General features: G+C 59.6%; 11 protein-coding genes. 2 read left to right on the top strand and 9 right to left on the bottom strand.

What is annotated here, in order from left to right; all coding sequences use genetic code 11:
* Nucleotides 1-53 precede the first annotated feature (53 nt).
* The 8 genes from ACYZT2_RS13465 to ACYZT2_RS13430 all read right to left on the bottom strand — a co-directional run bounded on the left by ACYZT2_RS13465 (nt 54) and on the right by ACYZT2_RS13430 (nt 6,793).
* On the bottom strand, nt 54-311 hold the full coding sequence (locus ACYZT2_RS13465; RefSeq protein ID WP_461972805.1) for a hypothetical protein: 258 nt from the start codon (nt 309-311) through the stop codon (nt 54-56).
* A gap of 92 nt (nt 312-403) precedes the next feature.
* Nucleotides 404-529, bottom strand: a complete 126-nt coding sequence (locus ACYZT2_RS13460) for a hypothetical protein (RefSeq protein WP_301271561.1) — start codon at nt 527-529, stop codon at nt 404-406.
* A 207-nt stretch (nt 530-736) separates the two neighbouring features.
* Complete coding sequence (locus ACYZT2_RS13455; RefSeq protein WP_429434904.1) at nt 737-916, bottom strand: hypothetical protein; 180 nt, start codon at nt 914-916, stop codon at nt 737-739.
* A gap of 155 nt (nt 917-1,071) precedes the next feature.
* Nucleotides 1,072-2,247, bottom strand: coding sequence for a lactonase family protein (locus ACYZT2_RS13450; protein WP_461972802.1), 1,176 nt, complete (start codon nt 2,245-2,247; stop codon nt 1,072-1,074).
* On the bottom strand, nt 2,234-2,530 hold the full coding sequence (locus ACYZT2_RS13445; RefSeq protein ID WP_258621942.1) for a DUF5629 family protein: 297 nt from the start codon (nt 2,528-2,530) through the stop codon (nt 2,234-2,236). The genes ACYZT2_RS13450 and ACYZT2_RS13445 overlap by 14 nt, the downstream gene beginning before the upstream one ends.
* Nucleotides 2,531-2,730: 200 nt before the next feature.
* On the bottom strand, nt 2,731-4,311 hold the full coding sequence (locus ACYZT2_RS13440; RefSeq protein WP_461972799.1) for an aldehyde dehydrogenase (NADP(+)): 1,581 nt from the start codon (nt 4,309-4,311) through the stop codon (nt 2,731-2,733).
* 10 nt (nt 4,312-4,321) lie between these two features.
* Nucleotides 4,322-5,314: an AraD1 family protein gene (araD1, locus tag ACYZT2_RS13435; protein WP_461972797.1), complete on the bottom strand. Its 993-nt coding sequence runs from the start codon at nt 5,312-5,314 to the stop codon at nt 4,322-4,324.
* A 156-nt stretch (nt 5,315-5,470) separates the two neighbouring features.
* Nucleotides 5,471-6,793: an MFS transporter gene (locus ACYZT2_RS13430; protein ID WP_461972795.1), complete on the bottom strand. Its 1,323-nt coding sequence runs from the start codon at nt 6,791-6,793 to the stop codon at nt 5,471-5,473.
* Between the two features lie 189 nt (nt 6,794-6,982).
* Between ACYZT2_RS13430 and ACYZT2_RS13425 the strand changes: the two genes are divergently transcribed.
* A complete protein-coding gene (locus ACYZT2_RS13425) occupies nt 6,983-8,719 on the top strand; it encodes an IlvD/Edd family dehydratase (protein ID WP_461972793.1) in 1,737 nt (578 codons plus the stop codon).
* A gap of 204 nt (nt 8,720-8,923) precedes the next feature.
* Nucleotides 8,924-9,643 carry a FadR/GntR family transcriptional regulator gene (locus ACYZT2_RS13420; protein WP_032835696.1) on the top strand — a complete coding sequence of 240 codons (720 nt, stop codon included), beginning with the start codon at nt 8,924-8,926 and terminating at the stop codon, nt 9,641-9,643.
* 187 nt (nt 9,644-9,830) lie between these two features.
* On the opposite strand, the gene ACYZT2_RS13415 is transcribed toward ACYZT2_RS13420, so the two are convergent.
* Nucleotides 9,831-12,215 (bottom strand): efflux RND transporter permease subunit, encoded by a 2,385-nt coding sequence (locus tag ACYZT2_RS13415; RefSeq protein WP_461972791.1) that lies wholly within the window; start codon nt 12,213-12,215, stop codon nt 9,831-9,833.
* Nucleotides 12,216-12,230: the final 15 nt, after the last annotated feature.

Raw genomic sequence — 12,230 nt, 5'->3', positions numbered from 1 at the left:
CACCGCAGTGGATTCTTCGCGGGCAAGCCTCGCTCCTACAGGGGGGTGGGGATTCATGCCAATACCGCGCACATCCCCAACGCCGAGCAATCCACCTGGAACGGCCCGAAGAATTCGCCATTGGATTTGATCGGCGGATTGCCCACCAGCAACCCCAAGGCCTTGGCCGTCTGAATGTTGTGTGCGATGTTGTGGTTGCATTCGATGGCCCGCGCCACCGACCCCGCCGAGCCCTGCCCGATCCCAAGCAAAGAAGCGCCATTGGTCATGAACGCCAGGAAGGCGATGACCCAGAGTTTGCGTCCTTTCATGCCCCCACCACTGCCGCGACGTCGGCGTGATCGACCCTTACGTTTTGCGCGCGGTGTTCAAATTGAATGGCGGGATAAGCGACTTGGCGTGTTCAGTCCTCGATAAAGCTCATCAAGCGCTCGCGGGCCGCTTCAGGCTCGTTGGGAACGGGCTCGGCGGCCGACAGAATCGGGGTGGAATAGAGAAACAGGAGAACCACTGCCAGACGCATTGCCATGCTGTCGATCCTTATTGGGGAAGGAGTCAAAAAATCAGCGTCAAATTTAAACTCATGGCCATGTGATATCAAGCAATACATTGATAGCAATATGATGCTGTCGTAAACGCGTTATGCAGGAGCGACATCACTTTGGGGCTTTTCGATGCCTTACAGCTCGATCGGCAAGTGACTTCGCTCCTGCATAAAAGGTGCAGGGCTTATATTTCAGTGTTGGATTTTGTGATCCAGCGCGGCGTAGAAGTTGGCGCTCTGTTGCAGGTATTTCGGGGTGTAGCTTTGGGTGTGGGATTTTTTGTCGCTGATTTCAACGTTGGCATTGGCGGGCAGAGCAACAGTGGCGGAGATAGCGGAAGCGGCGATCACGGAGAAGAGATTGAAGTTCATTGCGGTAGTCCTCGATTCAGTTGGCTTGCTTGCCCGGTGGGGCCGTGAAGCAAACTTAACTCCCGAGGGTCGGCGCCTTGAAATGCTTTGTAGCATTAGCCGATATCAGTCTCATTAATAGAAGGTTGCAGGCCCCATCAACCGGGGCCTGCGGTTTACTGACGCACCAGGAACTTGAGATCGCTGGGGGCATCCATCGGCAGTTTCTGCACGGTTTTACCCAACATACCGGTCTTGGCATCGCGCTCGACGACGACAATCTGATTGCTCTTCTGGTTGGCAATCAGCACAAACTTGCCACTCGGATCGAGGCTGAACTCGCGCGGGTGATCACCATCCACGGAGCGGCGCTGAAGCTCCTTGAGGTGGCCCGTCGCCGGGTCGATGGTGAACACCAGCAACTGATTGGTGGTGCCACGGTTGCTGACGTAAAGGAACTTGCCATCGGCCGAGGCGTGAAGCGCAGCCGCCGCCTTGCCCGATGTCGGCAGACCCGCCGCCAGATCGACCATCTGCGTTTGCTCAAGTTTGCCATCCCGGTAATCGAACACCGCGACCTGCGCGCTCATTTCCATGGTCAGCCAAGCGTGTTTGCCATCGGCGCTGAACAGCAAGTGTCGCGGCCCGCTGCCGGGTGGTAACTGGACGAACGCTGGTTTGGCGGCGGTCAAGGGCAGGTCTGGATTGGCCTTGGGATCGAAGCGATAGACGAAAATCTTGTCCGCCCCCAGGTCGTTGGAAAACACGTAGTGGCCATCCGGCGATGAAACCACCGAATGCACGTGCGCCGACTTCTGCCGCTCGGGGTTGACCCGGCTGGACGGATGGCTGCTCATTTGCACGACGGGTTTTAGCTTGCCATCGGTGCCCACCGGCAACACTGCCAGCGTGCCGCCCGGATCTTCAGCCACCGAGTAGTTGCTGACAAACACGTGACTGGCATCACCGCTGACGCTCGAGTGCGTCGGTTCGTTGCCCAGGGTCTGCACCTGACTGATCAGGCTCAACTCGTGGGTCTTGGGATCAATCGCATAACTGCTGACGCGCCCCACCGGATCGGCCTGCCCCGGGCCGTTTTCGTTGACCACGAACAAGCGATGTTGATCCTTGGACACGGTCAGCCAGGACGGGTTGGCGCTCTTCACCACTTGCAAGGGGTTGGCGTCGATCTGCCCGGTGCGGCTATCGAAACTCAGACGATAAATACCCTGGCTCTGGCCGGCAGTGTACGACCCGACCAGCAACTCGTAACTGTCGGCCGGGGCCGCTTGCACGCCCATCGCGCCGACGCTGCCGGCCATCAACAGTGGCCAGAGGTTACGCATCCTCATTCGTTTCGTCCTCGTCGTCACCACCGCCGAACGCTTCCATGGGCACCAACCGGTGCTCGCCGGAATCGCCGGTGATGATCCAGCTCTTCAAGTCGGGATCGAAAGTCGCCGCCGCGATCTGCGCCACGCTGAACTCCCAGCGCTTGAGCGCCCGACCGTCCATGCATTCGATGTGCAGGTTATCGTCTTCATCAAGAGAGAAGTCGAACGCGTGCAGCCCGTCGATTTCCAGCATGTCGCAATGTTCGAGGGCTTCGATCAAGGTGTTGGTTACGGCAGTCATGGCAGTCAATCTTTGAATGGGAAAAACGCAATGATAGCTCAATGTGGGAGTGGACTCGTGTTGGTCACAACACTCGCACACGCCACCGAGCACATGTGGGAGCGAGCCTGCTCGCGATGATGGCGGCACATTCAACATCAAGGTGACTGCCAGACCGCTATCGCGAGCAGGCTCGCTCCCACAGGGTTAGTGTTCATTTTCTAGAGGGCATCACGCGATGGCTTGCCATCAACCAGGCGCTGGATGCGCAGCGGATTACCATTTTTCAGTGCTTCCGGCAGCAGGCTGTCGGGGTAGTTCTGGAAGCACACCGGGCGCAGGAAACGGTCGATGGCCAGGGTGCCGACCGAGGTGCCGCGCGCATCGGATGTCGCCGGATACGGCCCGCCATGAACCATCGAGTCGCAGACTTCCACGCCGGTCGGATAGCCGTTGAGCAGGATCCGCCCGACCTTCTGTTCCAACAATGCCGTCAGCTCGCCGAACTGCTCAAAGTCCGCCGGCTCACCGATGATCGTTGCCGTCAGCTGCCCATATAAACCGTTCAACGCGGCACTGAGTTGCGCCTGATCCGCCACTTCGACGAACACCGTGGTCGGCCCAAACACTTCTTCTTGCAGCACTTCATCGCCATCGAGCAACAGGCTCACATCGGCCTTGAACAGTTGCGGTTGCGCCTGATTGCCTTGTTGCGGGCTGCCGGCCAAATGCTCGATCTTCGGATGCGCGAGAAGCTTCTGCAGACCCTTGCCGTAGCTGCTCAACGTACCGGCATTGAGCATGGTTTGCGCCGGTTGATCGCCAATCAGCCCCGCCACCTGCTGCACGAACGCACTGAACTGCGGCGAACGAATGCCGATCACCAACCCCGGGTTGGTACAGAACTGCCCACACCCCTGCACCACCGAAGCCGTGAGGTCACGGGCGACACTTTCAGCCCGAGTTTCCAACGCTTGAGGCAACACGATCACCGGGTTGATGCTCGACATCTCGGCGAACACCGGAATCGGCTGCGCACGTGCCGCGGCCATGTCGCACAGCGCACGGCCACCTTTCAGTGAGCCGGTAAAACCGATCGCCTGAATCGCCGGGTGCTTGACCAGCGCCTCACCCACCCCGCCACCGTAGATCATGTTGAACACACCGGCGGGCATGGCGGTTTTCTCGGCGGCGCGGATCACGGCGTCGGCCACCCACTCAGCGGTTGCCATGTGGCCGCTGTGCGCCTTGAATACCACCGGGCAACCGGCGGCCAATGCCGACGCGGTGTCGCCACCCGCCGTGGAAAACGCCAATGGAAAGTTACTCGCGCCAAACACGGCGACCGGTCCGAGACCGATGCGGTACTGACGCAGATCCGGACGCGGCAGTGGCTTGCGTTCAGGCAATGCCCGATCGATTCGCGCCCCATAGAAATCACCACGCCGCAGCACCTTGGCGAACAGACGCATCTGGCCGCTGGTGCGACCCCGCTCACCTTGAATACGGCCCACCGGCAACGCGGTTTCGCGGCAGACCACGGCGACAAAGTCATCGCCCAGCGCGTCCAGCTCATCAGCTATCGCCTCGAGGAATTGCGCACGTCGTTCGGCGCTCAGGCTGCGATAGGCCGGGTAAGCAGCGGCGGCGGCCTTCGCGGCGGCGTCGACTTCTTCAAGGGTGGCCTGATAGAAATCGTGAGGCAAAGCCTCGCCAGTGCTGGCGTCGATGCTCTGAAGTTTGACGGTGCCGGTAGCGCTGCGCTGACCGCCGATGTAGTTGTGGCCAAGAATCCGGGTCATGGGTGTCTCCTTAAAGTGTGCCGACGGTGCCGGGTTCAAACGCCGCTTCAACGGGCTCAATGCCGTTGATCAAGGGCGCGCCGAACTCGGCCTGACTGATCTCGAACACATCACCCGGTTGGGTGCGAATGCCGTCAGCGAAGGACAGGGTCGCGGTGCCGAAGAAGTGAATATGCACGTCACCGGGGCGCAGGAACTGGCTGTATTTGAAATGGTGATACTCGAGGTTTTCCAGGCTGTGGCACATGTTCGCTTCGCCACTGAGGAACTCGTTCTGCCATAACACTTCACCGTCACGCAGGATGCGGCTGGTGCCGGCCAAGTGCTGGGGCAACTCGCCGACCCGAAGCTCCGGGCCATAGCTGCAACTGCGCAATTTCGAATGGGCCAGGTAAAGGTAATTCTTGCGCTCCATCACATGATCGGAGAACTCGTTGCCCACCGCGAAACCGAGGCGATACGGTTTGCCGTCGTGACCGATCACATAGAGCCCGCTGAGTTCAGGCTCCTCCCCTGCATCTTCGGCGAAAGGCGGCAGCGGGAACGGTTTGCCCGGTCGCACAACGATGCTGCCGTCGCCCTTGTAGAACCACTCCGGTTGCACGCCAGCCTGGCCGGTCGCGGGTTTACCGCCCTCCACGCCCCACTTGAAGATGCGCATGGTGTCGGTCATCGCAGTTTCGTCGCCGACCTGTTGATGCATTTTGTCCCGGGCCGAAGCACTGCCCAGATGGGTCAGGCCGGTGCCGCTGACCAGCATGTGCGCCGGGTCCGGGTGATCCAGCGGTGGGAGGATTTGCAGATTGGCCAGCAGCGCTGAATAGTCATGGCTGATGCCCAGCTCCAGAGTTTGCACCTGTTGCTCAAGATTGACCCCCGCTTCGATCGCCGCCAGCGCCAGATCCCGCACCGAGCGCGCATCCTGCACTTCGCGCACCAGACCCTCTTCGACCACGCCCACTCGGCGCTCGCCGTTACTCAGTTCGAACTGAACTAAACGCATGATTTTCTCCTTTAAACAAACTCGAAAACGCCACAAAACCAATGTGGGAGCGAGCCTGCTCGCGATGAGGCCAATCAGTCCGACATCAATGTTGAATATCAGGCCGTCATCGCGAGCAGGCTCGCTCCCACAGTTGATGGGTGTTAATCCTCAGATTCAGGTGCGGGTTGCCCCACGCGCACTGGCTGCAAATTCATCGACCGGCAGCACGTGCTTACGCTCCAGCAGCCGATAAACCACACCGGTCAACACCAGGCCGAACACCATCACGCAGGACAAGAAGTACAGCCCCGACGCCAGATTGCCGGTGTACTCCTTCAGCGCACCGATCACAAACGGGCCGATGTAACCCCCAAGGTTCCCCACCGAGTTGATCAACGCGATCCCCGCCGCCGCGCTGGCGCCGGCGAAGAAGCGGCCCGGCAAGGTCCAGAACACCGCGGTGCAGGAAAACAGCGCGAACGCCACCAGGCACAGCGCCGCCAATTGCAGCACCGGCACCGTCAACCAAGCGCTGAGGAACAGACCGATGGCGCCCAACACATACAGCACCGCCAAATGACCGTAGCGATCATTCAAGCGGTCGGAACTGCGCGGAATGATCAGCAAACCGATGATTCCAAAGATGTACGGCACCGATGACACGAAGCCGGTCACCAAGTCAGTGCCACCGAACTGCTTGATCAACGTCGGCAACCACAAACCGAGACCGTAGATGCTCAGGGTCACCGGCAGATAGAACAGCGCCAGCAACAACACGCGCTTGTCCTTCAGCGCATGCAGCGGATTGCCGTGGCGAGTCTGGCCGTATTGCTCCAGGTCCTTTTTCAGCTCGCCGGTCAGCCAGTCTTTCTCGGCCTGGTCCATCCACTTCACCTGCTGCGGGCCATCCGGCAGGTAACGCAGCACTGGCCAGGTCAGCAGGATCGCCGGCATACCGATGACGATGAACAGCCACTGCCAACCGTGCAGGCCAAGAATGCCGTCCATACCCAGCAAGCCGCCGGACACCGGGCCGGTGATCATCATCGCGATGGGTTGGGAAAGGATGAACAACCCGAGGATCTTGCCGCGATGGCGAATCGGGAACCATTGGGTGATGTAGTACAGAACGCCCGGGAAGAACCCGGCTTCGGCCGCGCCGAGCAGAAAACGCATCACATAGAAGCTGTTCGGTCCCTGGACGAACGCCATGCCAATGGTGATGGCACCCCAGGTGACCATGATCCGCGCGAACCAGCGTCGGGCGCCGAAGCGGTCGAGCATCAGGTTGCTGGGGATTTCCAGCAAGAAATAGCCAATGAAGAACAGCCCGGCGCCAAGGCCGTAAGCCGCATCACCCAGGCCAATGTCGGCGCCCATGTGCAGTTTGGCGAAACCTACCGCGGAGCGATCCACATAGGCGATCAGGTACAGCAGGATCAGGAAGGGAATCAATTTCAGCGTGATGCGACGAATAAGCCGCAGTTCCTGGCTCATGAGTTCGGTCTCCGATTGTTGTTATAGAACCTCGGGGGACGCCTCTCGCGGAAAACCGCCAGGGCCATCCCTCCGTTGAAACGACTATATAGTAATACTATTTAACCACCAACACTTCCAAACAGCCGAGATTGCGCTTATGTTACGGCGTAGCTCGAACAATATAGTCATACAATAAGAGAAGCGATCATGTCTGATAAGAAACCCACCCTGCGCTCCGCCCAATGGTTTGGCACTGCCGACAAGAACGGCTTCATGTACCGCAGCTGGATGAAGAATCAGGGCATCGCCGACCACCAGTTCCACGGCAAGCCGATCATCGGCATCTGCAACACCTGGTCGGAACTGACCCCGTGCAACGCGCATTTCCGGCAAATCGCCGAGCACGTCAAACGCGGAGTGATCGAAGCCGGCGGCTTTCCAGTGGAATTCCCGGTGTTCTCCAACGGCGAATCGAACCTGCGCCCCACCGCGATGCTCACTCGCAACCTGGCGAGCATGGACGTCGAAGAAGCGATTCGCGGTAACCCGATCGATGGCGTGGTGCTGCTTACCGGCTGCGACAAAACCACCCCGGCGCTGCTGATGGGCGCGGCCAGTTGCGACGTGCCAGCAATCGTCGTCACCGGTGGACCGATGCTCAACGGCAAGCACAAAGGCCAGGACATCGGCTCGGGCACGGTGGTCTGGCAGCTCAGTGAACAGGTCAAGGCTGGCACCATCACCATTGACGATTTCCTCGCGGCCGAGGGCGGCATGTCACGCTCGGCCGGTACCTGCAACACCATGGGCACGGCCTCGACCATGGCCTGCATGGCCGAAGCACTCGGCACTTCCCTGCCTCACAACGCGGCGATTCCAGCGGTCGATGCGCGCCGTTATGTGTTGGCGCACATGTCGGGCATGCGCGCGGTAGAGATGGTCCGCGAAGATTTGAAACTGTCGAAGATCCTGACCAAGGAAGCCTTCGAAAACGCCATTCGGGTGAACGCCGCCATCGGCGGTTCGACCAACGCAGTGATCCACTTGAAAGCCATCGCCGGGCGCATCGGCGTCGAGCTGGACCTGGATGACTGGACCCGCATCGGTCGCGGCATGCCGACCATTGTCGATCTGCAACCCTCCGGGCGCTTCCTGATGGAAGAGTTCTACTACGCCGGCGGCTTGCCCGCGGTGCTGCGTCGCCTCGGCGAAGCGAACCTGATTCCGAACCCGAATGCCCTCACCGTCAACGGCAAAACCATCGGCGAGAACACCAAGGACGCACCAATCTACGGCCAGGACGAAGTGATCCGCACCCTCGACAATCCGATCCGCGCCGACGGCGGGATCTGTGTGTTGCGCGGCAATCTGGCGCCACTCGGTGCGGTGCTCAAGCCCTCCGCCGCGAGTGCCGAATTGATGCAACATCGCGGGCGCGCGGTGGTGTTCGAAAACTTCGACATGTACAAGGCGCGGATCAACGATCCGGAACTGGACGTGGATGCCCATTCGATTCTGGTGATGAAAAACTGCGGTCCGAAGGGTTATCCGGGCATGGCCGAAGTCGGCAACATGGGATTACCGGCCAAGCTGCTCGCCCAGGGCGTGACCGACATGGTGCGGATTTCCGACGCACGCATGAGCGGCACTGCTTACGGCACTGTTGTTCTGCATGTGGCACCGGAAGCGGCGGCTGGCGGGCCTTTGGCGACAGTGAAGGAAGGCGACTGGATCGAGCTTGATTGCGCCAACGGGCGTTTGCACCTGGACATTCCAGATGCGGAGCTGGCGGCGCGCATGGCGGATCTGCAGCCGCAGCAGCAGTTGATCGTGGGCGGTTATCGTCAGCTGTACATCGACCATGTGCTGCAGGCGGATCAGGGTTGCGACTTTGATTTCCTGGTTGGTTGCCGGGGCTCTGAAGTCCCCCGTCATTCTCACTGACACCATCTATCCCCTGTGGGAGCGAGCCTGCTCGCGATGACGGACTGACAGCCAACTTAAATGTTGAATGTTCAACCGCTATCGCGAGCAGGCTCGCTCCCACATTGGTTCTGCGTCTGCATCAGAATCTCGCGCTAGCGACCATCACTTGCCGCGCCTGCTATCATGCGCGGCACCCCATCGCACAGGATCGCGCCGTTCCCCATGGATTACCGCAAACCCTCCGACCGCAAAAGCATGCACTCGCGCATCGTCCAGGAACTGGGGATGCAGATCGTCTCGGGACGTTTCAAACCGGACGACAAACTGCCCGCCGAAGCCCTGTTGTGCGAGGAATACGCGGTCAGCCGGCCGGTGCTGCGCGAAGCCACTCGCGTATTGGTCGCCAAGGGCCTGGTGTATTCCCGTCCGCGGGTCGGCACGGTGGTCAAGCAGCGCAAGGAATGGCACATGCTCGACCCGGACGTGCTGCACTGGCTGATGCAAAGCAGTCCACAAAATGAATTCTTTGATCTGCTGACCAGCGTGCGCAGCATCATCGAGCCGGCCGCCGCCGCGTTGGCCGCGCAGTTTGCCACCGACGAAGACATTGCCTCTATCGGCGAGGCCTACCAACGCATGGAAGCGGCGCCGACGCCTGAAGCCTTGTTGCAACCGGATCTGGATTTCCACAGCCGCATCGCCGACGCGACGCATAACGACTTGCTGGCGAACCTGTGCAACATGTTGTCGGTGGCGATTGCCGAAGCGTTGAAGCACTCCAACCAACGGCCGAATCTGCATGAATTGGCGATGCCACGGCACAAGGCGATCCTGACCGCTATCGAGAATCGCGATGCGCTGGGCGCGCGGCATGCGACGCTGGTGCAGCTGGATGATGCGCGTAGTGCGTTGAATGTGGTGTTGGGTACTGATCCCTCCTGACACAACTCAACTGTTGTGACAATTCCTTGTGGGAGCGAGCCTGCTCGCGATGCGGTTTAACATTCGACATTTAAGTGGCTGACACACCGCTATCGCGAGCACGCTCGCTCCCACAGGGGATCTGTGTCGAATTTGAGGTATAAAAAAGCCGCAACCTTGGTTGCGGCTTTATTATTTCAGCGCCCGGTCAGTGAGCGAACAGCGAGTTGCCCTTCTGCCCTGCCAGTTTTTCCGGCTTGATCAGGAACCGCGCCAGCGCTGGCAGCAGCCACAATGCGCCGAACATGTTCCAGAGCAGCATAAAGGTCAGCATCAGGCCCATGTCAGCCTGGAACTTGATCGCCGAGAAGATCCAGGTGCACACGCCGATCGCCAGGCACAGGCCGGTGAACAGCACAGCTTTACCCGTGGACTTCAGCGTCTGGTAGTACGCCTCTTGCAGCGGCAGGCCGGCACGCAGGAAGCTTTCCAGACGGCTGTAGATGTAGATCCCGTAGTCCACGCCAATCCCCACCCCGAGCGCCACCACCGGCAAAGTCGCCACTTTCACGCCGATGCCCATGAACGCCATCAACGCGTTGCCGAGGACCGAGGTCAGTACCAGCGGCAGCACGATGCACAAGGTCGCCGCCCAGGAACGGAAGGTGATCATGCACATGGTTGCGACACATATGTACACCAGAATCAGAATCGTCAGTTCGGAGCGTTTGATCACCTCGTTGGTGGCCGCTTCGATCCCGGCATTACCGGCGGCAAGGATGAACTCCAGGCCTTCCTTGTTGTTGTCCTTGGCGAAGTCCTGCACCGCATGCACGGCGCGGTCCAGGGTTTCGGCCTTGTGATCGTTGAGGAACACCAGCACCGGCGCCAGGGAGCAATTGTTGTTGTACAGGCCATCGGCACGGGCGATGGAGTTGTTCAGCACGTCCGGGTTGCGCGACAAGGTTTCCCATTTCAGGTTGCCCTCGTTCATGCCCTTGATCATCTGCTTGGACACGGTCACCAGCGAGATCGCCGACTGCACGCCCTCGGTGTTCTGCATTTTCCACATAAGCTCGTCGATCGGCGCCATGGCCTCATAACGCGAGCAACCTTCGGACTTGGTCTTGACCATCACCACCAATACGTCGGAACTGGTGGAGTAGTTGTTGATGATGAAGCTGTTGTCCTTGTTGTAACGCGAGTCCGGACGCAGTTCCGGCGCGCCCTGGTCGAGGTCGCCGATTTTCAGGTTCTGGCTGTACCAGAGGCCGCCACCGAAAGCGATCAGCGCCAGGGCAATGGAAATCGGGGCGACTTTGGGGCTGGCAAAGTTCGACAACAGGCGCCAGAAAGGATGTTCGCGGTGCGCGTCTTTCTTGCTGCGTTCGACGGCGCGTTTGCTGATACCGACGTAGGAAATCGCCACCGGCAGCAGGATCAGGTTGGTGAACACGATCACCGCCACGCCGATGGACGCGCCGATGGCCAGCTCACGAATCACGCCAATGTCGATGATCAACAGCGTGATGAAGCCCACCGCATCCGCAAGGATCGCGATCATCCCCGGCAGAAACAGCTGACGGAATGTACGGCGTGCCGCAGTCAGCGCGTTCTCCGCCTCGCTGGACTGCAGGGCGATACCGTTGATTTTCTGCACGCCGTGGGAAATCCCGATGGCGAAGATCAGAAACGGCACCAGCATCGAATACGGGTCAAGCCCGAAGCCGAAGAAGTGCATCAAGCCGAGCTGCCAGACCACCGCCACCAGCGTGGTACTCAACACCGCCACGGTACTGCGCATGCAGTGGGTGAACCAGTACAGCAGGATCAGGGTAATGACGAAGGCGACGCCGAAGAACATCACCACCATGACCAGCCCATCGATCAGGTCGCCGACTTTCTTGGCAAACCCGACAATGTGGATCTTCACGTTGGGGTTTTGGGCTTCGAACTTGTTGCGGATCTTGTCTTCAAGTTCGTGAGAGAACTTGCGGTAGTCCAGCGCCAGCAATTTGCCCTGATCCTGCGGGTCCGGGTAGGACTCCAGCAGCGGGATGTCGACGATGCTCGACTTGAAGTCGTTGGCCACCAGGCGCCCAACTTGCCCGGACTTGAGCACGTTGTTGCGCAGCAGGTCGAGGCTTTGCTGGGAGCCGTTATAGCTCTGGGGAATCACTTCACCGCCGGCAAAGCCCTCCTCCGTCACCTCGGTCCAGCGCACGCTCGGGCTCCACAACGACTTGAGGCCGGAACGGTCGACACCGGAAATGTAGAACACCTCGTCGTTGATCTGACGCAGGGTTTCCATGTACTCCTTGGAGAAGATGTCGCCATCGGTGGCCTCCACGGAAATCCGCACCGTGTTGCCCAGGTTCGCCAGATCGTTGCGGTGCTCCATCATTTTTTCAATGAATGGATGCTCGAGTGGGATCATTTTTTCGAAACTGGTGGACGGCCGGATCAGCGTTGCCTGCCAGAACAGGAAAATACTGACCAGCAGGCAGATGACGATGACTGCCGGGCGGTTGTTGAAAATCAGGCGTTCAAGAAACGTCGCCTTGTCCTGATGAGGAGTGCTTAAGGATGTCATAGACCCGCCTTCTTA

The sequence above is a fragment of the Pseudomonas sp. MDT1-85 genome, from assembly GCF_054898065.1.
This window is presented reverse-complemented; position numbering and strand designations above follow the sequence as displayed.